General features: G+C 55.1%; 20 protein-coding genes. 14 read left to right on the plus strand and 6 right to left on the minus strand.

Annotated features, from left to right (window positions below):
* The first annotated feature begins 59 nt into the window (after positions 1 to 59).
* Positions 60 to 545, plus strand: coding sequence for a hypothetical protein (locus ACIP6T_RS12900; RefSeq protein WP_097098049.1), 486 nt, complete (start codon positions 60 to 62; stop codon positions 543 to 545).
* A 355-nt stretch (positions 546 to 900) separates the two neighbouring features.
* On the plus strand, positions 901 to 2,766 hold the full coding sequence (locus ACIP6T_RS12905) for a sigma-54-dependent Fis family transcriptional regulator (protein WP_400457541.1): 1,866 nt from the start codon (positions 901 to 903) through the stop codon (positions 2,764 to 2,766).
* A gap of 61 nt (positions 2,767 to 2,827) precedes the next feature.
* Here ACIP6T_RS12905 and ACIP6T_RS12910 read toward each other — a convergent pair whose 3' ends face one another.
* Complete coding sequence (locus ACIP6T_RS12910; RefSeq protein ID WP_400457543.1) at positions 2,828 to 3,883, minus strand: 2,3-butanediol dehydrogenase; 1,056 nt, start codon at positions 3,881 to 3,883, stop codon at positions 2,828 to 2,830.
* A 197-nt stretch (positions 3,884 to 4,080) separates the two neighbouring features.
* Entirely contained in the window at positions 4,081 to 4,989 is a 909-nt protein-coding gene (locus ACIP6T_RS12915) for a LysR family transcriptional regulator (protein WP_400457545.1), read from the minus strand.
* A 142-nt stretch (positions 4,990 to 5,131) separates the two neighbouring features.
* Between ACIP6T_RS12915 and ACIP6T_RS12920 the strand changes: the two genes are divergently transcribed.
* Both ACIP6T_RS12920 and nfsB read left to right on the plus strand, forming a co-directional pair.
* The gene (locus tag ACIP6T_RS12920; RefSeq protein ID WP_345830545.1) at positions 5,132 to 6,133 is read left to right on the plus strand and encodes a zinc-binding alcohol dehydrogenase family protein; all 1,002 of its coding nucleotides are present in this window, start codon (positions 5,132 to 5,134) and stop codon (positions 6,131 to 6,133) included.
* A 119-nt stretch (positions 6,134 to 6,252) separates the two neighbouring features.
* The gene (nfsB, locus tag ACIP6T_RS12925) at positions 6,253 to 6,906 is read left to right on the plus strand and encodes an oxygen-insensitive NAD(P)H nitroreductase (RefSeq protein WP_097098036.1); all 654 of its coding nucleotides are present in this window, start codon (positions 6,253 to 6,255) and stop codon (positions 6,904 to 6,906) included.
* Positions 6,907 to 6,956: 50 nt separating this feature from the next.
* Here nfsB and ACIP6T_RS12930 read toward each other — a convergent pair whose 3' ends face one another.
* The 3 genes from ACIP6T_RS12930 to ACIP6T_RS12940 are packed head-to-tail and all read right to left on the minus strand — an operon-like array spanning position 6,957 to position 9,775.
* Positions 6,957 to 8,318, minus strand: coding sequence for a heavy metal sensor histidine kinase (locus ACIP6T_RS12930; protein WP_400457548.1), 1,362 nt, complete (start codon positions 8,316 to 8,318; stop codon positions 6,957 to 6,959).
* Positions 8,315 to 8,989: a heavy metal response regulator transcription factor gene (locus tag ACIP6T_RS12935; RefSeq protein WP_345830551.1), complete on the minus strand. Its 675-nt coding sequence runs from the start codon at positions 8,987 to 8,989 to the stop codon at positions 8,315 to 8,317. The genes ACIP6T_RS12930 and ACIP6T_RS12935 overlap by 4 nt, the downstream gene beginning before the upstream one ends.
* A gap of 24 nt (positions 8,990 to 9,013) precedes the next feature.
* The gene (locus ACIP6T_RS12940) at positions 9,014 to 9,775 is read right to left on the minus strand and encodes an alpha/beta hydrolase (protein WP_400457550.1); all 762 of its coding nucleotides are present in this window, start codon (positions 9,773 to 9,775) and stop codon (positions 9,014 to 9,016) included.
* A 275-nt stretch (positions 9,776 to 10,050) separates the two neighbouring features.
* Between ACIP6T_RS12940 and ACIP6T_RS12945 the strand changes: the two genes are divergently transcribed.
* The 8 genes from ACIP6T_RS12945 to ACIP6T_RS12980 all read left to right on the plus strand — a co-directional run bounded on the left by ACIP6T_RS12945 (position 10,051) and on the right by ACIP6T_RS12980 (position 18,522).
* The gene (locus ACIP6T_RS12945) at positions 10,051 to 11,031 is read left to right on the plus strand and encodes a TIM barrel protein (protein ID WP_400457552.1); all 981 of its coding nucleotides are present in this window, start codon (positions 10,051 to 10,053) and stop codon (positions 11,029 to 11,031) included.
* A 46-nt stretch (positions 11,032 to 11,077) separates the two neighbouring features.
* Positions 11,078 to 12,118 carry a substrate-binding domain-containing protein gene (locus tag ACIP6T_RS12950; RefSeq protein WP_097098031.1) on the plus strand — a complete coding sequence of 347 codons (1,041 nt, stop codon included), beginning with the start codon at positions 11,078 to 11,080 and terminating at the stop codon, positions 12,116 to 12,118.
* A gap of 16 nt (positions 12,119 to 12,134) precedes the next feature.
* Entirely contained in the window at positions 12,135 to 13,637 is a 1,503-nt protein-coding gene (locus ACIP6T_RS12955; protein WP_400457554.1) for a sugar ABC transporter ATP-binding protein, read from the plus strand.
* A 24-nt stretch (positions 13,638 to 13,661) separates the two neighbouring features.
* On the plus strand, positions 13,662 to 14,633 hold the full coding sequence (locus ACIP6T_RS12960; RefSeq protein ID WP_097098029.1) for an ABC transporter permease: 972 nt from the start codon (positions 13,662 to 13,664) through the stop codon (positions 14,631 to 14,633).
* The gene (locus ACIP6T_RS12965; RefSeq protein ID WP_097098028.1) at positions 14,633 to 15,490 is read left to right on the plus strand and encodes a MurR/RpiR family transcriptional regulator; all 858 of its coding nucleotides are present in this window, start codon (positions 14,633 to 14,635) and stop codon (positions 15,488 to 15,490) included. The genes ACIP6T_RS12960 and ACIP6T_RS12965 overlap by 1 nt, the downstream gene beginning before the upstream one ends.
* Before the next feature lie 3 nt (positions 15,491 to 15,493).
* Positions 15,494 to 16,357, plus strand: a complete 864-nt coding sequence (locus ACIP6T_RS12970) for a PfkB family carbohydrate kinase (RefSeq protein WP_097098027.1) — start codon at positions 15,494 to 15,496, stop codon at positions 16,355 to 16,357.
* 173 nt (positions 16,358 to 16,530) lie between these two features.
* Entirely contained in the window at positions 16,531 to 17,301 is a 771-nt protein-coding gene (locus ACIP6T_RS12975; protein ID WP_400457557.1) for a transporter substrate-binding domain-containing protein, read from the plus strand.
* 144 nt (positions 17,302 to 17,445) lie between these two features.
* The gene (locus ACIP6T_RS12980) at positions 17,446 to 18,522 is read left to right on the plus strand and encodes a DUF2817 domain-containing protein (protein WP_345830562.1); all 1,077 of its coding nucleotides are present in this window, start codon (positions 17,446 to 17,448) and stop codon (positions 18,520 to 18,522) included.
* Here the strand turns inward: ACIP6T_RS12980 and ACIP6T_RS12985 are convergent.
* Positions 18,517 to 19,287: a 2OG-Fe(II) oxygenase gene (locus tag ACIP6T_RS12985; protein WP_400457559.1), complete on the minus strand. Its 771-nt coding sequence runs from the start codon at positions 19,285 to 19,287 to the stop codon at positions 18,517 to 18,519. The two genes, ACIP6T_RS12980 and ACIP6T_RS12985, sit on opposite strands and share 6 nt — an antisense overlap.
* A gap of 98 nt (positions 19,288 to 19,385) precedes the next feature.
* On the opposite strand from ACIP6T_RS12985, the gene ACIP6T_RS12990 reads away from it, so the two are divergent.
* Entirely contained in the window at positions 19,386 to 20,285 is a 900-nt protein-coding gene (locus ACIP6T_RS12990; protein WP_400457561.1) for a LysR substrate-binding domain-containing protein, read from the plus strand.
* Between the two features lie 128 nt (positions 20,286 to 20,413).
* Positions 20,414 to 21,745, plus strand: coding sequence for an SLC13 family permease (locus ACIP6T_RS12995; protein WP_400457563.1), 1,332 nt, complete (start codon positions 20,414 to 20,416; stop codon positions 21,743 to 21,745).
* Positions 21,746 to 21,766: the final 21 nt, after the last annotated feature.

The raw sequence follows: 21,766 nt of genomic DNA on the forward strand, positions 1-21,766 counted from the left end.
CACTATTCAAGGCACGCTAAAATAATCGCTTCTCATTCAGCAAAGGTGTTTTTGTCACGATGTTATCGCGTTTCACACTGGCCACTTTGATGGCAACCTTAATGCTCACCGGCTGTGCCCGACTGGCTGCCGTTACCGGTACATCCCCTGACAGCACTGCGACGGCGGATACCTCCGCGGCTCAGCCTGCGACCGGCGCGCCAATCGAAAATAATGACACGCCAACCCCATTTGAAAGCGGCCCGACGGTGATTAATGTTTCGCATCTGGTTACGCGTACCGATGATGGTTCAACCATTTATTTAACGGTTGATGGTCAAAATGCGGGACTGTTGCAGAAGGGCGAAAAGAAAGAGATTCGTGTCGCGCCAGGTAAACACCAAATTGGCGGATACGTGCAGACGCTGTTTGGCTTTGGCAAAGTGACGATTGCTTCAGTGGATGTCACCACCGATCCTAATAGTCCGAAAAATGTTGTCTATTCGGTAACCCGCCAGAAGCCAACGTTTAGCGAAACCGACGCTACACCGCCGAATAACTCTTGAATCATGTCCGGTGCGCATCAATGCGTCATGACGGCTAATGCGGTCGTTGAAACGGTGCGCATAAATGCGCACCCTACGATGTAGGGTCGCCATTTATGGCGACCGTCATAATGACGCACAGTACACAACGCCATTCATGGCGACCGTCATAATGGACGCACAGCTCACCTCGCCATTCATAGCAGCCATTTCGCTATTCGCTGCGGCTAATACCCATGTTAATCCCCCAGACTAAAGTCTCCTGCTGTCGTTGCACATCTCATCCACGCTACATCTGTTATTTAGATGTTAATCCGCTATGCTGTGGTTCCGCTTTAAACTGGCGTGTATAGCGCGCTGATGCAGGAGAGTCGCTGTGAACCTAAGCCAGCGTGAACACATTGCCAATGTAGTTGCCCGAATCGAGAACCGTAATGCTGCCCGCGTGGTTAATCCGCAAGAGGAGGCGGTGCAGGCTTCATGGTTACGCTGTGTCAGTGAGCATGGACTGGATCCCGCTCGCCTGCAGGACGCGCGTATTCTGCCGGCACATCAACTGCTTGAGCATCGTCAGCAGTTGGATGAGCTGCGCTTTGTCGCTCAGCACGGTTTGCAGACGCTTTATCAGCAGATTGCGCCCGCTGGCTATATTCTACTGCTGGCCGATGCACAGGGCGTCGCGGTGGATTACCTCGGCGATGCCAACGCGGAGGTCAGTTTGCGGCGTGCGGGATTATTCCTCGGTTCACAATGGTCTGAAGCGTTATCAGGTACCTGTGCGGTGGGCACGGCGCTTGCCACTGGCAGCGCGATCACCGTGCATCAAACTGACCACTTCGATGCCACCCATATTCCGCTCACCTGCAGCGCGGTGCCGCTGTTTGATTCGCAAGGGGTGATGCAGGCGGTACTGGATATCTCCGCGTTAACATCGCCACAGCCACGCAGCAGTCAGCATTTGGTGATGCAGTTGGCGCTGGGGCAGGCCCGACGGATTGAAAACGCATGGCTTTTACATCGCCATCGTCAGGACTGGATTCTCAAACTCAGTCGCACGTATGCATGGGCCGATGTACATCCTGAATACCTTCTGGCGTTTGATGTTTCCGGACAGCTGGTAGGCATGAATCAGCCGGCGCGCCAGCTGTTTTCTGGGCGCGATGATCTTCTCGGATCCCCCCTTTCAGCGCTATTCCGCACTTCTATCGATCAGCTGCCGAGTTGGTTAAATGCTTCCGAAGTCCATCAGTTAGAAGACATCAGAGGCGAGCAGCGTTTCTTTGCCCGTACGCAGCCACCTGCCGCGCCGCGCATCCGATCGGCCGAGGTGAAAACGGCGCCAGCCCTGGCGGCGCTCAGCGGCGGCGATACGCAGCTTGATCGGCAATTACAGCGCGCGACGCGTTTGCTTAATACACCGCTCAATGTGTTGGTACAAGGTGAAACCGGCTGCGGCAAAGAGTATTTTGCGCGCGCTTTCCATCAGGCCAGTTCGCGGCGGAAAGGGCCCTTTATCGCAATCAACTGTGCGGCAATTCCGGCGACATTAATTGAGAGTGAGCTGTTTGGCTATCTGCCCGGCAGTTTTTCGGGAGCCGGCAATCGCGCGCGCAGCGGGCTGATTCAGGCCGCGCACGGCGGTACGTTATTCCTTGATGAAATTGGCGATATGCCGCTGGAGATGCAAACGCGTTTGCTGCGCGTGCTGGCGGAGCAGGAAGTGCTGCCGATTGGCGCACGTCAGGCGCAGAAAGTCGATCTCCGCGTGATCTCCGCTTCTCACCATGCGCTCACCGAGCGGGTGGCGCAGGGAGCATTCCGTGAGGATCTGCTGTATCGCTTACAGGGCGCGACTATCACGCTACCGCCGCTGCGCGCACGCCAGGATATTAATAGGTTGATCGACCAGATGCTAAACGGCAAGGCGTTAATCAGTGATGCTGCGCGCCAGACGCTGTGTTGTTATTCCTGGCCGGGCAATTTGCGCGAGCTACATCATGCGCTGCAATATGCTCAGGCGATGTGTCAACAGGGAATGATTCAGCGTGCAGATCTGCCTGATGCGTTACAGCTGCCGCAATCCGTCGCGCCCTTATCGCTGAGTGGCGAAGCAGAAGCGCTGCGGCGGCAACTCAACGCCGTGGGTTGGAATCAAAGCGAGGCGGCGCGTCAGCTGGGGATTAGCCGCATGACGCTGTATCGTCGAATGGGAAAATTCGGTATTAACCGCAAAGACGCATAACGCCTTAATCTTTCGCTGCCTGTCCCATGGGCCGCCATTTATGGCGACCCATGGCTGGCGATTACTGCGGGGGACGAACCAGAATTTTCACCTGCTGCTTCTCTTTCACCAGCGCTTCAAATCCCTGCTCGACCAGATCGGCCAACTCAATGCGTTTAGTGACCAGTTTTTCCGCCTGGAAATAGCCCTGAACCATCAGCTCCATCACCGCCGGAAAAATATGGCGATAGGCGATGATGCCTTTCACGTTGCGCTCTGCTAACACCACTTTATTCGGATGGAATGATGCTTCACCTTCCCAAATAGACACGATGATGGTTTCGCCTTCATAGCGGGTACTGTCGATGCACTGCTTCAGCACTACCGGTACGCCGGTGACCTCAAACGCGACATCGACGCCGCCCTTGCTCAGCTCACGGATTTTCGCTACCGCATCGTCTTTACTCGGATCGATGACCACGTTAGCGCCCAGCTCGCGCGCTTTCTCACCGCGCTGTTGCGAAAGCTCCACCACATAGATTTCGGCGGCGCCTGCCGCGCGCAGCGCTTCAATCACCAGCAAGCCAATCGGACCGGCACCAAATACAGCGGCTTTATCGCCGGCTTTCAGTTTGCTCATGCGCACGGCGTGAAGGGCCACCGCCGCCGGTTCAACCAGCGCCCCTTGCTCGTATGAGAGAGCATCTGGCATGCGATGCACCATGTGCTCCGCTACCACGGTAAAGCTTGAGAAGCCGCCGCCGCCGCCGGATAAACCATGGAAGCCGAGATCGCCACACAGGTTGTATTTACCTTCGCGACAGGCAGCGCATTCGCCGCAGGAAAGAATCGGCTCGACCACCACACGATCGCCCGCTTTCACTTTCGTCACGCCGGCACCCACTTCCACCACTTCGCCAGAAAACTCGTGGCCCATCACGATTGGGGCGATGTCATGGCTGATTTTGTGCGGATGGTCGACAGGTACAAAAATCGGACCGGCAAGATATTCATGCAAATCGCTGCCGCAAATACCGGTCCACGCCACTTTAATTTTAACCTTACCGGCTGAAACCTGGGGTTCTTCAATCTCATCTACGCGAATGTCGCGTGCTTTATACCAACGTGCCGCTTTCATTATTTTCTCCTTGAGTCTGGCTGTGGTTCTGTCCATTGCCACGCAGGTGGCCGGTGCAGAAGCTCAAAAGGAGAGTGCGAAAAGCGTGCCAGCCGCTAGGGGTTAACAAGACTAATAAAATCAATAAGTAAAAATTAAGCGCGTGAGCGTGAACAGTATCAGTGTTACAGCTGTAACAGGTGCAGATGTCACAGCAGTTACAGCCGCGCTGTTATCGCGCGCAGATGCTCGCGCAGTAGGCTATGTAAGGCACGGATCGCCGGAGAAAACTGTTTACGGTGCGGGCAGATAAGGTGCAGCGGGGTACTTTCACCCGGCATCTCCGGCAGCACCATCTCCAACCTTCCTGCAAGCACATCCTCATACACATCAATCCAGGATTTATAGGCGATGCCCATGCCCGCGATGGCCCAGCGGCGGGCAACCTCCGCATCATCACACAGCATGCGGCTTTTAACCGTAATTTGCCGCCGCATGCCTTCCTGCGGGAAAGCCCATTTGTCGTAAACGTGTCCGCCCATAATAAACAGCAGGCAGTGATGATGCTGGGCAATCTCTTCCAGCCTTTGCGGGCGACCATGGCGATCGAGGTAATCGGGCGATGCCACCATCACGCGGCGATTATCCTCCGCCAGCGGCAGCGCAACGTAACTGCTGTCTTCCAGCTTGCCGTAGCGAATGGCGATATCCACCGGATCGCGAAACACGTCGCTGATCTGATCGGAAAAAGCGAGCCGCACCGCCAGTGCCGGATGCGCGCGGCAGAAGCCGGTAATCAACGGCAGCAAGATGTTGCGGCCAATGTCCGAAGGCAGCGCGATTTTAAGCTCGCCGCTCAGCGCATCTTCATCGCTCTGCAAACTGTCGGCTCCGGCCTGCATCAGGGCCAGCATCTCCTGCGCATAGGGCAAATACTTTTCCCCTTCCGCGGTTAAACGCAGGCTGCGCGTGGAGCGGGCGAATAAGCGGCGATCTAAATCGCGTTCCAGCCGCTGAATCGCCGCGCTCACCTGACCGGGCAATAAGTTCACCTCGCGCGCCGCGCGGGAAAAGCTACCGAGGGCGGCAGAGCGGACAAACAGCGTGACATCTTCCAGACGGATCATCTGCTTCTCAGTGAAAGGAGTAAAAACGGATTTTCACTCTAAAAGTGAAAGTGTTCACCTGCAAGGGGCATTTTTCATTGCGTAACGGCCCGTTATGCTGAATCTATCGCATGAAAACTGCTGTTAAATAAGGATCTGCCTGATGAAAGCCATTGTTTATAGCCAAAACGGTTTACCGATTTCTGATGAAAATGCGCTGTATGAACTCGACGTAGAAAAGCCATCGCCAGGCGCACGCGATCTGCTTGTAAAAATTCACGCCATCGCGGTGAACCCCGTGGATACCAAAGTGCGTGCAGGTGCGCCCACCGATAAGCCGCGCATTCTGGGCTGGGATGCGGTTGGCGTAGTGGAAGCGATTGGCGCGGATGTCACGCTGTTCCAGCCCGGTGACAACGTGTTCTACGCCGGTGATATTACCCGCGCTGGCAGCTACGCCGAATATGGGCTGGTGGACGAGCGCATCGCCGGGCATAAACCACGCTCATTGAATGATGCCGATGCCGCCGCGCTGCCGCTGACATCCCTCACGGCTTGGGAATTGCTGTTTGATCGACTGGAAGTGCAAGCTGAAGATGACGCGGCCTTACTGATTATTGGCGCGGGCGGCGGCGTCGGATCGATCCTGACGCAGCTTGCCAGCAAGCTGACCAAACTGACGGTAATTGGCACGGCATCGCGTCCGGAAACGGCGGATTGGGTGCGTAAGCTGGGGGCGCATCATGTGATTGATCACCATCGTCCGCTTGGTGAGCAGCTGGAAGCGATTGGGCATAAAGAGGTGCGCTATGTCGTTTCTTTAACCCACACCGACAGCTATTACGCGCAACTGATCGATGTCATTGCGCCGCAGGGTAAATTGGCGTTAATTGACGACCCGGAGACGCTGGATGCGGTTCCACTGAAGCGCAAAGCTATTTCGCTGCACTGGGAATTGATGTTTACCCGCTCGCTGTTCCACACCGCTGATATGCAGCGTCAGCATGAGATTCTGCAGCGCGTGAGCCAGTTAATCGATGATAAAACCCTGCAAACCACGGCGGGAGAACATCACGGCACGATTAATGCCGCTAATTTACGCCAGGCCCACGCGCTGATCGAGAGCGGACGCGCGCGCGGCAAGATTGTGCTGAGCGGGTTTTAAGTTTTAACCATGCGCAATAAATTGCGCCGCTACAGATAACTGCACGCTGCTGTAGCGGCGCGATTTATCGCGCAATGTCGACACCAGAATTTTATTGATCCGAAAACAAGGAATCTGACATGACACTCAATGATGCCGTTGCCCGTCGTCACACCGTAAAAGCCTTTGAGGGCGGTAAAAGCCTGCCGCAGGACGAAATCGAAACCCTGCTAAACGTGCTGCGCAACAGCCCATCATCGGTCAATTCACAGCCGTGGCACTTTGTGGTGGCGTCCACTGCGGCGGGCCGTGAGCAGATGGCAAAATCTACCGACGGCGCGTTCGTCTATAACAGTCCGAAAGTACTGAACGCTTCCCACGTTATTGCGCTGTGCATGCGTACCGATTTGGATGAAGCACATCTGCAACATGTGCTGGCACAGGAAGAAGCGGACGGACGTTTTGCTAAGCCGGAGGGTAAAGCCGGGCAGGATAAGAGCCGTCGTAGCTATGTTGATATGCATCGTTACGAGCAGCGTGATGTGCCGCAGTGGATGGAAAAACAGGTTTATCTGGCGCTGGGTGGCCTGCTGCTGGGCGCCGCAATGTTAGGGATTGATGCCACTCCAATGGAAGGTTTTGACCCGCGCGCACTGGATCAGGCGCTGGGACTGCGCGAGAAAGGTTTCACCAGCGTGGTGCTGGTGTCACTAGGCTACCGCAGCGATGCGGATTTCAACGCTGCGCTGCCAAAATCACGTTTGCCGCGTGAAGAGATTTTCACCTTTATTTGACTGTCGTAGGGTGCGCATTGATGCGCACCGTTTCAACGGCTGCACTTACGCTAAGGAAATCGCAGCGTAAAGCGGTTCACGCCATGCTCGCTGTGCACCTCGCAGCTTCCCTGATGCAGGCGCATAATGCTGCGCACGATCGATAATCCCAATCCGCTGCAGCCCTGATGACGTGATGGATCGGCGCGCCAGAAGCGATCAAAGATGCGCGCCTGCTGTTCGCCACTGAGCGCGGGGCCTCGATTTTCCACTACCAATGTCGTGCCGTGATTGAAAATACGGATGGTGGTATGACGATCGCCATAGCGCAGCGCATTCGCAATCAGATTGGCTAGCGCGCGCTGCAGCAGGTGCGCGTCGGCATGCAGCTCGCCGTGCAGCGCCATCTCCAGTTGCATCGCCTGTTCTTCTGCCATGCCGTCAAAGTACTCCTGCAATTTCTCACCCAGCACCGCCAGATCGATGTTTTGCACATCCATTGCCTGGCTGGCATCTTCCGCTTTCGCCAAAAACAGCATGTTGTCGATCATCTTCGCCAGTCGCTCCAGCTCTTCGTAATTAGAGCCGAGCAGCGCCTGATAATCGTCGATGCTGCGCGTCTGGCTAAGTGCCACTTCGGTCTGTCCCATCAGCGTATTAATGGGCGTGCGCAGATCGTGCGCCATATCCGCCGACACCTGGCTCAACTGCTGATAACCGCTTTCAAGGCGGCTCAGCATCTGATTAAACGCCGCGACCAGCGGCTGCAGTTCTGCTGGGGCTTGATCGGGCATGCGCTGCGACAAATGGCGCACATCAATCGCATCCGCCTGCGCCGCCAAACGTCGGAGCGGAATGAGACCGCGCCGCACCAGCCAAACGCTGATCGCCGCCACCAGCAACGCCGCCAGCGCAGTGGTGAGGACGATTTGATTGCGATAGCTGTTGAGCGTTTGCGTGCGATCGCTCATCAGGCGGCCAGTAACGATCTCGATCTGTCCGCTGCCATCGCGCGTGGGCGTTAGCGCCGCCGCCGAGATAAACGGTGTACCGTCTTCGGCAGCCAGATGATGTACCGACGCAAGCGACAACGGTTGATCTGCAGCGACCGGCGTAATGGCAGGAAGCGGACGTTGACCAGGGTTGACCACAATCAGCGGCGGCTGGCCGGGAAAGCGCAGCACCAGCAGCGACTCGGTATTACCAAGCATGTTGGCGAATAAGCGGGGTTTCTGCTGGATCAGCGTCACGGCATCTTCATCGCGCAGCAGGGTGCGGATTTGATCGATACGATTGAGCAGCGCCGCATCGTCGCGCACGCCAATTTGCAGCGCCAGGGAGTGATAGAGCGCGATACCGCTGAGGGAAAAAATGACAATCACCGTCGCGCTCAACAACAGCGACAGTCGCGCGGCGAGGGAAGGTTTCTTCATGATTCGGCTTCGCAGCGATAACCGACGCCGTGCACGGTGTGAATCAGCGGCGGCTCAAACGGGCCGTCAATTTTTTGCCGCAGACGTTTCACCGCCACATCCACCACATTGGTATCACTATCAAAATTCATGTCCCACACGCGGGAAGCAATGACGGTGCGCGTCAGCACTTCGCCCGGATGCAGCATGAACAGATGCAGTAAATTGAACTCTTTGTTGGTGAGATCGATACGCTGACCGCCGCGTTCAACGCGGCGCTTTAAAATATCAAGCTGCAAATCGGCAAGCCGCAGCGTATCCGGCAGCTTTTGCTGACTGCCGCGCCGCAGTTGCGTGCGGACGCGTGCCAGTAGTTCTGCGAACGAGAAGGGTTTTACCAGATAATCATCTGCGCCTAGTTCTAGCCCTTTTATCCGATCTTCCAGCGTGCTTTTCGCGGTGAGGAAGATGACCGGCGTGTGGATTTGTTTATCCAGCGCCGCCATCACTTGCCAACCGTCCATGCCGGGCATCATAACGTCGAGTAATATCAAGTCGTAATGATGCTCCTGCGCATAGAACACGCCATCCTGACCGTTTTCCGCCACATCCACGATGAATCCCGCTTCCGTCAATCCTTTGCGCATGTAATCGCGCGCTTTGGCTTCGTCTTCAATCACCAAAATTTTCATGCGCTTCTCCGCGGGAAAGGGGATTTAGGGTTGCGCGTGCTGCGCCGCTTGTTCAATTAATTTTGCAACATCATCAGGATGCGACTGGTAAACCGAATGGCTGGCACCGGCAATTTCCACCGTGTGGCTGTGCGCGCGTTTGGCGTACATGCGCTCCAGATCGGGACTGATGATTTTGTCAGCTTTCGCCACCATGTACCAGCTAGGCTTGGTCTTCCATGCCGGGTCAGGAATGTTGGCGGTGAAAACGGCCGAATTGGTTGGCATTTGCGCATGGGCTTCAAAATCAGCCTGGGCGGCAGGCAAATCGGCAGCGAAATCGCTGTGGTAATTTTCTAGCGCGATAGTCAGATAACCGTCACTCGATTTCGCGAACGGATGCGCGCTATTGGGGAATTTTTTGCCGTTGCTGGCTTCCGTTTCGCCGTTATCCAGCGCGTGGGCGGCGATGTAGACCAGGCCCGCCACTTTATTGTCGTTACCGGCTTCACTGATGATCGCGCCGCCGTAACTGTGTCCTACTAAAATCACTGGCCCATTTTGCTGATCGATAATGCGACGCGTCGCTGTAACATCTTCCGGGAAGCCGGTCAGCGGCTCCTGCACCAGCGTCACTTTATAGCCATCGTGCGTCAACCGATCGTACACCGGACGCCAGCCTGCACCGCCAACGAAGGCGCCATGCACCAGCACAATATTGTTAATCGGTTGCGCCTGCGCTTGTGCTGCGCCGCCTGCGATAGCCAGCAGCATGCCCGCTGCGAGAGTCAGTTTGTTCATTTTCATCTTGTTAATCCTGATTGCGAAGGTTGACCTACAGGATATGAAAAGGGCACTGACATCAGCGTGAGCGAGTTATGACAAAAGAATGACATCGACCGAAACGCGTCTGTCGATCCCGCGCAACTGATCAAGAATTTCGTGAAGACCCTCTCACTTTGAATAGTTTCTGAGCGTCACTGCTTGCCAAATAGCGGTGGCTATGTAATTTATTCCATAACTTCACAAATAATCGTGAAGAAGGAAAGTACATTACAACTTGTCACGAAGGGTCCTTCCTCATGTCCGAATTAAAGTTTGCTACACGTTTGAACTCATTCGCCTCTGGGGCGCATCTTTACTGGCCAGATCTTCAGGGAAAACCTTCTGTTTTACAGATGATTGCGCGTGCAGGAAAAGTGCAGGGGCTCACGCATCTGGACCTCAACTATCCGCAGCACATCGCCACGGATATCCACACCATGCGCCAGGCGATTGACGATGCCGGTTTAGCCGTTAACGGCATGCAGATGCGTTGGGATGCGCCGCAGTTCAAAATTGGTGCCTTTACCAACCCGGATGCAAAGATTCGTCGCGAAGCTATCGAGCTGACTAAGCGCGGTATCGACGCCGGTCGCGAATTCGGTTCACGTTTAATGACACTGTGGATGGGGCAGGACGGCTTCGATTACTGCTTCCAGGCTGACTATAAAAAAATGTGGGAAGACGCAGTGAACGCGGTGCGTGAAGTGGCGGAGTATGCGCCAGATATCGACGTTAGCATCGAATACAAACCCAACGAACCGCGCGCCTACAGCATCTTCCCGAATGCCACCACCTGCCTGCTGGCGGTGGAAGAGGCCGGTTGCGCCAACCTCGGCATTACGCTGGATTTCGCCCATGTGCTGTTTGCCAACGAAATTCCGGCCTTTGCTGCGGCCATGGTGGCGCGCCGTTCGCGTTTGCTTGGATTGGATCTCAACGATGGCTGGGGCAAGCGCGATGACGGTTTGATGGCCGGTTCAGTCAATCCGCGCGCCACGCTAGAGTTCCTCTGGCAGATGCAGCGTGATGGTTATCAAGGCGCGTACTACTTCGATACCTTCCCCGACGCCAGCGGTCTGGATCCGATTCGCGAAGCTGAGATCAATATTGCGACCGTTACCCGTCTGCTGAAACTGTGCGAAAAACTCAATAATAATCCGGCGCTGGAGGAGGCGATCGGTCGCCAGGATGCCGTGTCATCGCAGCAAATTGTCAATGACATCATGCTGGCTCGTTAATGAAACAACTTCAACGTCACGCGAAAACTATAAAAAGGCTAACACCATGAAAAAGCGCTTACTCTCTGTCCTTACCACCGCGTTATTGTGCTCCAGCGTTTACGCCGCCACATTGCCGCCGCTGAAATCCGATTCTGAACCCGATCGCACCGACTGGACGCAACTGGAAAGCAAGTACGGCCCGATGCCGAAAGTCGATGCCAAACTGAAAATTGGCGGCGTATCGAAAACGTTGACCAACGAATACTGGCGTTCCCTCGGCGAAGGCTATCAAAACGTCGCGAAGAAATATGGCTTCACCGTGGCGTATCAGGCAGCGGCCAATGAGGACGATCAGCTCGGTCAGCTGTCGATTGCTGAAACGCTGATCGCGCAGGGATTTAATGGCCTGCTGGTCTCGCCGCAAACCGATATCAACCTCGAACCGGCGCTGGAGAGTGCCAGCAGTAAAGGCATTCCGGTGGTGAACGTTAACGATGCGGTGGTGCCCAGTGCGCAGTATTACGTGGGCAACGTGCAGAAAGATAACGGGGCACGCGTGGCAAAATGGTTTATCCAGCACCATCCGCAAGGCGGCAAGGTGGCGGTGATTGAAGGCCAGCCGGGCGTCTATGCTGCGGGCCAGCGCACCGCCGGTTTCAAGGAGACGTTGCAGGCTAATGGCAAATTCAACATTGTGGCCAGCGTGCCCGCCAACTGGAGCCGCGAGCAGGCGTTCAACGCGGCCTCAACCATTCTGCAGCAGCATCCCGATTTGATCGGTTTCTATGCCAACAACGACACCATGGCCTTAGGCGTCGTTGAAGCGGTGAGCGCGCAGAATAAATCCAAACAAACAGCAGTGTTCGGTACTGATGGCATTTCAGATGCGTATGCCTCCATCAAACGCGGTGAATTGACCGGTACGGTGGATAGCTTCCCGGTGCTGACCGGCGAAGTGGCGACAGAAGTGATCCTGCGCCTGATCGCTGGCCAAAAACTGTCGCGCGTGGTGACTACGCCGCAGGCGCTGATCACCAAAGATAACGCCGAGGCGTTTTCGACCAAAGACAACGACAAACTGCGTCAGCTGCTGGCTCAGCAATAAAACAGGCGGAGAGCGTATGGAACAGTATCGCTTAATGATGCGCGGTATCACAAAAACCTACGGCAGCGCTGCGGCGCTGCAAGAGGTAGATTTTATGGTGCGGCCAGGTGAAGTACACGCGCTGATTGGTGAGAACGGGGCGGGGAAATCGACGCTCCTCAACATCCTTTCCGGCGTGCGCTCTGCTGACAGTGGTGAAATTTATGTCAACGGCCAACAGGTGCAGATGAAGAATCCGCTAAGCGCACGGCATGCCGGCATCGCCATGATTCATCAGGAGTTACAGCATGTTCCTGAGCTCTCCGTAGCCCAGAATATGTTTCTTGGTCGCCCGCTCACCACGCTAAAGGGATTTTTCGTGGATAAGCGTGCGCAGCTGGCGCGTGCGGTGCACATTCTCAAGCAGCTTGATCCGAGTATTAACCCGGCTGAGCCGATTAAAAATCTTAAGGTGTCACAACAGCAGATCGTAGAAATAGCCCGGGCACTGCTGGATGAGGCCAAAATCATCGCCATGGATGAACCGACCTCTAGCCTGACGCCGCGCGAGTTTGAGCGTCTGGCCGAACTGATCGCAGATTTAAAATCCACCGGTGTGTCGCTGATTTACGTGTCGCACAAGATGAACGAGATTTTCCAGGTGTGCGATCGCGCCACCATCATGCGCGATGGACGCCAGGTTGGTGTGGTTAACATTTGCGATGAAACCGAAGAGAGCATCGTGGCCAAAATGGTCGGGCGTAAAATCGAAAAGCTGGAGCATCACTCCTGGGCCAGCGAGCGTCAGGTGCTGCAGGTAGAAAATGTCGCGCGCGGTAATGAGATCAAGCCTGCCAGCTTCAACGTTTGCGCAGGGGAAGTGCTGGGCATCGCCGGGCTGGTGGGCGCCGGTCGAACCGAGTTATTAAAACTTATCGCGGGGATCGACAAACGCAGCGCGGGTGAAGTGCGCGTGAATGGCAAAGCGGTGCGCAATCATAACGTCAGCGCGGCGATTCGTGCCGGTATCGGTTTGGTGCCGGAGGATCGTAAGAAAGAGGGCATTATTAAGGCGCGCGCGGTGAAGATGAATATGGCATTGCCGTCGATGCGCAACTTCACGCTGGGCGGATTGATCCGTAAAGCCAAACTGAACCAGGTGGCGCAGGAAGTGATGTCTGACCTGAAACTGCGTCCGCTGAATATCGAAAAGCCGATCGGCACGCTGAGCGGTGGTAACCAGCAGAAGGTAATTATTGGTCGCTGGGTCGCGGCGGATGCTGACGTATTTTTATTTGATGAACCGACCCGGGGAATTGATATCGGCGCCAAATCAGAAATTTATAATCTGATTGAGAAACTGGCGCAGCAAGGTAAAGCTATTGTGGTGGTCTCTTCGGAAATGACGGAAATACTGCGGGTATCCGATCGCGTTTTAGTGATGCGCGAAGGCAAAATTACCCGTGAACTGCAGGGTGCAGAAATTACCGAAGAAAATATCGCGAGCTTTGCGATTAAAGAAATTAAAGAAGCTGTTTAACGCTTACCCTATCAAGGCTAACCTATGATGACGCAAAGTTCTACTCAGTCTACGACTGCGCCGTCGGCGCTGCTCAAATTTAATCTGCGCGACGCGGGCACGTTAATCGGTCTGGTCATTATCGTCGTGACATTTTCGTTTTTATCGCCGGTTTTTTTTACCGTGCCCAACTTACTGAATATTTTGCAGCAGTCATCGATTAACGCCTTAATTGCGTTAGGTATGACGCTGGTGATTATTTCGGGCGGTATTGACCTTTCCGTTGGTCCAACGGCGGCGCTGTCGGCGGTATTGGGCGCTACTATGATGGTGGCGGGCGTGCCGGTGCCGGTAGCGATTATGGCAACACTGGGGATTGGCGCGCTGTGTGGTGTATTTAGCGGCACCTTAATCGCCTATGCAGGATTGCAGCCGTTTATTGTTACGCTCGGCGGCTTATCGTTATTCCGCGCCATTGCACTGATTTATACCGGCGGTAATCCGGTGTTTGGTATTCCGATGGAATTCCGCAGCATCATTAATAGTACGGTAATAGGTGTGCCGACACCGATTGTGATTGTGGCGGTGATTGCGCTGCTGTTATGGGTGGTAATGAATAAAACCCCGCTGGGCGAATACATTCTTGCGGTAGGGGGTAATGAAGAAGCGGCGCGCGTGGCGGGGGTGCCGGTAAAAAGGACGAAAGTGACGGTGTATATTATTTCCGGTACGCTGGCGTCACTGGCATCATTAATTTTGATTGGCCGCTTAGGTGCAGCTGAACCCACCATCGGTAATTTGTGGGAGCTCGATGCCATTGCGGCGGCGGCGATTGGTGGCGCATCGCTGATGGGGGGTAAAGGGAGTATTGTCGGCACCCTTATTGGTGCAATTATTCTTGGCGCATTGCGTAATGGCTTGACGCTACTAAATATTCAGGCCTTTTATCAATTGCTTGCTACCGGGCTAATCATTATCATAGCGATGTTGATTGACCGGGCGACACGAGGCAGGTAATGAAGCAAGATCCGCGAGCCATTGGCGCTCAAATTCGCATGCGCTTACCGCAACTCACGCCGCTAGAAAGACGCGTAGCAGAAGCGATTATCGCCAGAACCGACATAAATGAACAAACATCGCTGCAGGAGATTGCTGAGGAAAATGGTGTTTCCCAGGCGATGATTGTGAAAATTACCAAGAAGCTTAACTTCACCGGCTTCCGTAATTTTCGTACCGGGCTGATTTATTATAATCAGTCGGAAGTGGCCGGTTTACATGCGGAAATTGAGCCGGATGATTCATCGGAACAATTGCTGGCGAAAGTGTTTAGAACATCGATTCAGGCAATAGAAGAAACATTGTCGATTCTGGACATTTCGCAATTTAACCGTGCGGCAGACATTTTATTTAAAGCGCGTCATATTGATCTTTATGCGGTTGGCGGTTCGGCTACCGTAGCACGCGATTTATCGCATAAGTTGCTTAAGATTGGTATTAAATCGACGGCCTATGATGATGCCCATATAATGCTGATGTCGGCAGCCGTATTGTCTGATGATGATGTAGTTATCGCCATCAGCCATTCCGGTGCCACGCGCGCGGTAAATGATCCTATTAAATTGGCAGCACGTAACGGCGCAAAAATTATTGCGATTACGAACTATGCTGAGTCGCCTATTGCGCGAAATGCGCATGTGGTTCTTACATCAACATCCCAGGGATCGCATCTGCTTGGTGAAAATGCTGCGTCACGTATCGCGCAATTAAATATTCTTGATGCGTTATTTGTCGCAATTGCCAAAAAAGATCTCAAGCTGGCAGAAACGAATCTGATGAAAACCCAGCGAGCGGTTCAGGATCTGCGGGACTTTTAAACCATGAACAAAATTATTGTTGCCGGCAGTTTGCATTACGACATTATGCTGGCGGCCCACCATCGCCCGGAAAAAGGCGAAACGGTTATCGGTAGCGGTTGCAGTTATAAATTTGGTGGTAAAGGCGGCAATCAAGCGATAGCGGCGGCGCGTGCGGGTGCTGCGGTAAGTTTTGTCGGCGCCGTTGGTGATGATGCACAGGGCGAGTTTTTACTGCATGCGCTGCAGGCGGCGGGTGTTGATACCCAGGCTGTGGCAATTTTAGCGGCTATGCCTTCCGGTATGAGCGTGGCCATCAGCGATGCAGAAGGGGATTACGGCGCGGTGGTGGTGTCGAATGCCAATCTGCATATTGATGCCAGCGCAACGCGTGATGCGCTGTGGCGCGATGCGGGCATGCTGGTGTTGCAAAATGAAGTGCCCGCCAGCGTAAATCTGCAGCTGGCAACGCAGGCGAAGCAGCGCGGTATTGCGGTATGCATTAACGCCGCACCGGCGCGTGATATTGAACCCGCGTTGGCCGATTGTGTGCAACTGCTGATCGTTAACGCGGTAGAAGCGCGTGACATGTGCCAGATTGCGGTAAACGATCTCACCTCGGCCTGTGAGGCGGCACAAGCGCTGGCACAGCGCTTTCCACAGGTGATCGTAACGGCAGGTGAACATGGTCTGGCACTATGCGAAGCGGGCGGGGCGGCATTTAGCCTGGCGGCGATCCCGGTTGAGCTGGTGAGTACGCATGGTGCCGGCGATTGTTTCGTCGGCGTGTTGAGTCAGGCGCTGCTGGCGGGACTCAGTTTGTCGGATGCGGCGGCAAAAGCCAATCAAGCCGCCGCCGAGCACGTTTCACGTCCTGCCATCGTGTGACTTTTTCTCCGGCATTAAGATTCTCTTACGGCCGGAGATAAATTCGCTTAACTCCTTCTGTTTTAATAAGAATTTCCTCTGCAATAAACCCATCTTTTTAGTGGTGGCAATGTTTCCATCATGTTATTAACTCTGCATGCCGTTGTGAATTTACCTGCCTGCTGGAGATAACAATGAAAAAGAATTTGTCCTTTGCGTTACTGCTTTCCCTGAGCGCTTTCAGTCATGCGGCGTTCGCCGAGCAAACCCTGCGCTTTGGTGTTGATCCTACCTTCCCACCGTTTGAGTCTAAAGCCAGCGACGGATCGTTACAGGGTTTTGATATCGATCTGGGCAACGCAATTTGTGCTCAGGCCAAGGTTAAATGCGAATGGGTACAGATTGGTTTTGACGGCAGCATTCCGGCGCTGCAGGCGAGGAAATTTGATGCCATTCTTTCGGCGATGTCGATGACCGAGAAACGCCGCGAGCAGGTGGCATTTAGCGACATGCTGTACGTCACGCCCAGTGCGCTGCTGACACCGGCGCAAAGTCCGCTGACTGGCGACATCAAAGCGTTACGCGGTAAAAAGATTGGTGTCGCGCAGGGCACCATTCAGGAAACCTACGCCAAAGGAAAGTGGGCTACGCAGGGCGTGGATGTGGTGTCGTATCCCAATCAGATGGAGATTTATCCGGATCTGGTGGCAGGACGTCTTGATGCCAGCCTGGCGAATGCGGTTTCCGCTGAGCAAGGTTTCCTCAGCACGCCGGAAGGCAAAGGTTATGTCATCAGCGCCACGCTGGTGGATAAAGAGATTCTGGGCAACGGCGTTGGAATTGGACTGCGCAAAGGTGATGATGCCAATCTTAAGTTGATCAATAGCGCACTGGCTGAGTTGCACAGCAACGGCACCTACGATCACCTGGCGCAGAAGTATTTTACATTCAAGGTCTACCCGTAATGAGAAGGCGCGGCCATTGGAAGGGTGCGCATTAATGCGCACCCAACATTCTCCGTAGGAGCGCCATGCACGGCGACCTCGCCGCAAACCGCACCATGCTGGTCAGATCAATCCCGACCGCCATTAATTAGAGCAAGATCAATCATGCCTGACTTACCTCACTACACTACCCAACGCGCGCGTTTTCTCGCCGCCGTTAAACGCCAAAACGGCGCGTTGACCTCCTACGCGCATCCATTACCCGGCCCGCAGGGCGAAGAACTTTACACCGATGTTGCCGTCATCGGCGAAGCTAACGCTTCACGGCTGATGTTGGTGATCGCCGGCACGCATGGTGTGGAAGGTTACTACGGCTCTGATTGCCAGATTGCCTGGCTGGATCTGTTTAACCTTACCGCGCTGCCCGCCGATACCGCCATTGTGATGCTGCATCAGCTCAATCCATGGGGCGCTGCGCACCTGCGACGTGTCAATGAAGACAATATTGACCTTAATCGCAACTTTATCGATTTCAACCAGCCTGCTCCGGCGAATCCCGCTTACGCTCGCTGGCACGCGATTTACCATGGCGATCGCGCTAACGCCGATCGGATGTTAGCCGACACGCTAAGCGGCGCCGGATGGCTGGCAGTGAAACGCGTGGTGGAAGCGGGGCAATATGACGCGGCGGACGGCTTCTTTTACGGCGGCCAGCAGCCCAGTTGGTCATACCGCACCATGGAAAGCATTATCGCCAACCACTTATCGCAGGCAAAAACCATTCTCAGCTTTGATTTGCACACCGGCGCGGGCGCGTGGGGGCATCCGATGCTGCTGTCGATTGCCGAGCAGCGTTTCGCCGCGCACGACTGGGGCAAAGAAATTTACGGCGAATGGCTAACGCTGCTGTTTACCGGCGCAGGCCGCGATAGCGAGACCGGCGTGACCGCTACCGCCACCGGTTATCTGTCGCAATTCCTGCTGACTGCGTTACCTGACGTGCAGATTTTGCCGCTGGTAGTGGAGTGTGGCACCTATACCGGCGAAGAGATGCATCGCCGCGTGCGGGACGATCACTGGCTACATTTGCAAGGCGATCCGGCGAGCGAACATGGGCGAGTGATCAAGCAGGCGTTAGTAGAGGGATTCTGGCCCGCCGATGCCGACTGGCGGGCGCTGGTGGCGTTTCGTACTCAGCAGATCTTTGTGCGCGGCTGGCGTGCGTTGCTCGCGACGTTATAACCGGCCATAAAACGTCATTCTGGCGGTTTCCGACAGGGCAATACCCGGCTCGGTGTTGTACGCCAGCACGGCCAGCATGCGGGTGATATCGCCTTCGGTTGGCGTAACGCGATGCAGCGAGTTGCGGCCACGGAATAGCACGAGATCGCCGGCATCAATTGCCAGCGCCTCAACCGGCTGGCGCTGATCGAGCACGGCGGCGACGCCGTCAAAATTCATCTCGCCGGCATCGGCGTTACGTAAATCTTTCACATACTGGAATACCGCACCGGCACGAGGTTTCTGCACCAGCAGGGTGATGGCGAAAGAAGAGTTATCAAAGTGCCAACCCAGCTCCTGACCGTCTGGCGCGTAGTGCAAATTGATCGACGACAGCGGATCGGCGTAGGGATAAAGCGCTTCTTCGCCTAACACATCGCAGAGGAAACTTTTGAACAGCGCATCATTGTAGAGCTGACGCAGCGGCGAATCGGCAGCAATCACGTCATCGGTAATACACCCTTTGGTACTCAGCACATCGCGATTACGTGGATGGTCAGCGCTGTAAGCGTCATCCTTTTTCATCAAATAGACGTTGTGCTTACTGGCGGTGTGATAAGCCAGATGGCGCTGCGCATCACCTTCCGCAATGATGGCGCGTAGCGCAGCGGGCTGTAAAAACTTACGCAGTACCAGCGCGCCGTGCTGATTGAGTTGTTCACGGCAGGTGCGACGCCAGTCGGCATCAGCCAGCGGATGAAGGTCGAAACGAATCAAAGCAGACATAGCAACAGTTCTCATTTTTACCGGTGTGTCATGACTGTAACTCGCTGATAGGGTAGTGCGTAACGATAAATTCTTAACACCTTGCTAAGGAAACCTTAATGCCTGCGCAATCACCGCGTTTGCCAAAAATTAGCGTTATTCAATCGTTTAAAGTGGCGGCGGAGCTGGGCAGTCTGGCGAAAGCGGCTGCTCAGCTGGCGTTAACACCCGCCGCCGTCAGCCAGCAAATTCGCCAGCTGGAAGAGCAGTTGGGCAGCGCGTTATTCGTACGTACGCAGAGCGGCGTGATGCTGACGGACATTGGTAAAGAATACCTGCGCTATGTCACTGAAGCATTTGACATTCTGCACCTTGGCCAGCAAAACCTGCGCCATGCTGCCGCCGTGCCAAAACTGACGCTCTATTCACTGCCTGCGCTGGCATCAAAGTGGTTATTGCCCAATATTGCTCAGTGGCGTGAACAGTGCCCGGATATCGATTTATCGCTGCACGGCACCCACACGCAGGTGGATTTCAACGCCACGCCGGCGGATTTTGTCATCTGCTTCGGCGACGATCGCTATCCCCAGCTGGATAAGCAGCTGCTCTTCCGTGATGAGGTGCTGCCGGTAGCCAGTCCAGCGCTGCTGCAACGCTATGTGGGGCAAGACGTTTTGCTGCAGGCACCGTTGATCCATCTCGACTGGGGTAACGAAGGGCGTTTTCTGCCCGACTGGCCCAGCTGGTTTCAGGCTAAAGGGATGGATGATCCGGCGCCGCAGCCCGCTTTTAGCTTCAATCTTACATCGTTGGCAATCGATGCTGCTGTGGCTGGCGCGGGGTTGCTGTTGGGGCAGCGTCGGTTAATTGCTAATGAACTGGCGCGCGGCGATCTGGTGATTGTCGATGCGCTTAGCCTGCCGCTGAGCAAACCCTACTTCCTCGCCTGGCCACAGCGATCGCTTAGCCAGCCCGGCAGTAAAGCACTGATTAACTGGCTCACGGCACTTTCAAGTTAAAAAACTGTTAACGAATTCATCTTTCTGCAGGTTGGTTTGCAGTAAGCTGTTGCGCTTTGCATCCGTCTGCAGGCGCGCATGAATGCGCACCCTACGAAAACCGCAGCGGGCACGTAGGGTCGCCATTAATGGCGACCAGCACCAGGAAAGGGAGTTCAGTAGTGGCCACAGATCTAAATTTTTGGCTTACCGCACTGGTGGTGGGTATCACCATTGTGCTGTGGGCCAGTGCGCGTTTACCTGAATTTATCACCGCGCTGCTGTTTTTTACTGCAGCGATGCTGCTAAAACTGGCGCCCGCCAGCAGCGTGTTCAGCGGGTTTGCCTCATCGGCATTTTGGCTGGTGCTGAGTGGATTTGTGCTCGGTGCGGCGATCCGTAAAGTCGGCCTCGCCCAGCGCTGGGCCAACTATCTGGTGGTGCCCATGAGCCAAAGCTGGCCGCGCATGGTGGCGGGAACCGTGTTGCTCACCTATCTGCTGGCGTTTGTCATGCCTTCGAATATGGGCCGCATTGCGCTGCTGATGCCGGTGGTGCTGGCGATGGGCGAACGAGCGGGGATCAAAGCGGGCAGCCGCGGCAGCATCGGTTTGGCGCTGGCGGTCGGATTTGGCACCTTCCAGCTCTCCGCCAGCATTTTGCCTGCAAACGTACCTAATCTGGTGCTGAGCGGCGCGGCTGAAAGCGCTTATCAGCTGCATTTGCAATGGTTGCCGTGGTGGGTGCTGCATATGCCGGTGGTCGGCATTGGCAAAGGCATGTTGTTAATCGGTTGCCTGCTGTGGCTGTTTCGCGCCACACCGACGCCGGTTCGCCAGCGCGATGTGCTGCCGGGCCTAAGCCGCAGCGAATGGCGGCTGATCGGCCTGTTGATGGTGACCTTGCTGTTGTGGATGACCGATAGCCTGCATGGCCTGCCCGCCGCATGGGTGGGATTGGCGGCCGCCTGCATTTGCCTGCTGCCGCGCGTCGGCTTTCTCTCGGGCGATGATTTCACCAACGGCGTGAATTTCCGCACCTGCATTTATATCGCCGGTATTCTGGGCGTCGCCACACTGGTAGTGGATTCCGGATTAGGGCGCTTCATCGCCAATGCGCTACTTAGCGTGTTGCCGCTGCAGGATCACCCGTCGTTCAGTAATTTTGCCGTGCTGAATGCGCTGGTATCGCTAATGAATTTTGTCCTCACCGCTAATGGCGTACCGGCGATGGTCACGCCAATGGCGCAAGAGCTGGCGCAGGCGTCTGGCTTTCCGCTGCTCACCGTCATCATGCTACAGGTGTTTGCCTACGCTACGCCGCTGTTGCCGTACCAGGCGTCACCGGTAGTGGTGGCAATGGGATTAGGCAATGTCCCGGCGAAGGCCGGCCTCCAGCTATGCGCGACCCTCTTCCTGTTCAGCGTCCTGATGCTGTTGCCACTGGATTATCTGTGGTTCCGACTGCTAGGCTATGCCTGATATATCTGTCAGAGATCGCCT

The organism is Pantoea sp. NPDC088449 (assembly GCF_044753225.1).
Lineage (GTDB): Bacteria > Pseudomonadota > Gammaproteobacteria > Enterobacterales > Enterobacteriaceae > Pantoea > Pantoea floridensis.

What these genes read in the sequence shown, in the direction of transcription:
- ACIP6T_RS12910 (WP_400457543.1), bottom strand. Translation starts at nt 3,883, where the DNA reads ATGAAAGCGGCACGTTGGTATAAAGCACGCGACATTCGCGTAGATGAG.
- ACIP6T_RS12920 (WP_345830545.1), top strand. Translation starts at nt 5,132, where the DNA reads ATGAAAGCCATTGTTTATAGCCAAAACGGTTTACCGATTTCTGATGAA.
- ACIP6T_RS12930 (WP_400457548.1), bottom strand. Translation starts at nt 8,318, where the DNA reads ATGAAGAAACCTTCCCTCGCCGCGCGACTGTCGCTGTTGTTGAGCGCG.
- ACIP6T_RS12995 (WP_400457563.1), top strand. Translation starts at nt 20,414, where the DNA reads ATGGCGACCAGCACCAGGAAAGGGAGTTCAGTAGTGGCCACAGATCTA.
- ACIP6T_RS12965 (WP_097098028.1), top strand. Translation starts at nt 14,633, where the DNA reads ATGAAGCAAGATCCGCGAGCCATTGGCGCTCAAATTCGCATGCGCTTA.
- ACIP6T_RS12985 (WP_400457559.1), bottom strand. Translation starts at nt 19,287, where the DNA reads ATGTCTGCTTTGATTCGTTTCGACCTTCATCCGCTGGCTGATGCCGAC.
- ACIP6T_RS12990 (WP_400457561.1), top strand. Translation starts at nt 19,386, where the DNA reads ATGCCTGCGCAATCACCGCGTTTGCCAAAAATTAGCGTTATTCAATCG.
- ACIP6T_RS12975 (WP_400457557.1), top strand. Translation starts at nt 16,531, where the DNA reads ATGAAAAAGAATTTGTCCTTTGCGTTACTGCTTTCCCTGAGCGCTTTC.
- ACIP6T_RS12940 (WP_400457550.1), bottom strand. Translation starts at nt 9,775, where the DNA reads ATGAAAATGAACAAACTGACTCTCGCAGCGGGCATGCTGCTGGCTATC.
- nfsB (WP_097098036.1), top strand. Translation starts at nt 6,253, where the DNA reads ATGACACTCAATGATGCCGTTGCCCGTCGTCACACCGTAAAAGCCTTT.
- ACIP6T_RS12900 (WP_097098049.1), top strand. Translation starts at nt 60, where the DNA reads ATGTTATCGCGTTTCACACTGGCCACTTTGATGGCAACCTTAATGCTC.
- ACIP6T_RS12970 (WP_097098027.1), top strand. Translation starts at nt 15,494, where the DNA reads ATGAACAAAATTATTGTTGCCGGCAGTTTGCATTACGACATTATGCTG.
- ACIP6T_RS12915 (WP_400457545.1), bottom strand. Translation starts at nt 4,989, where the DNA reads ATGATCCGTCTGGAAGATGTCACGCTGTTTGTCCGCTCTGCCGCCCTC.
- ACIP6T_RS12960 (WP_097098029.1), top strand. Translation starts at nt 13,662, where the DNA reads ATGATGACGCAAAGTTCTACTCAGTCTACGACTGCGCCGTCGGCGCTG.
- ACIP6T_RS12980 (WP_345830562.1), top strand. Translation starts at nt 17,446, where the DNA reads ATGCCTGACTTACCTCACTACACTACCCAACGCGCGCGTTTTCTCGCC.
- ACIP6T_RS12935 (WP_345830551.1), bottom strand. Translation starts at nt 8,989, where the DNA reads ATGAAAATTTTGGTGATTGAAGACGAAGCCAAAGCGCGCGATTACATG.
- ACIP6T_RS12950 (WP_097098031.1), top strand. Translation starts at nt 11,078, where the DNA reads ATGAAAAAGCGCTTACTCTCTGTCCTTACCACCGCGTTATTGTGCTCC.
- ACIP6T_RS12955 (WP_400457554.1), top strand. Translation starts at nt 12,135, where the DNA reads ATGGAACAGTATCGCTTAATGATGCGCGGTATCACAAAAACCTACGGC.
- ACIP6T_RS12945 (WP_400457552.1), top strand. Translation starts at nt 10,051, where the DNA reads ATGTCCGAATTAAAGTTTGCTACACGTTTGAACTCATTCGCCTCTGGG.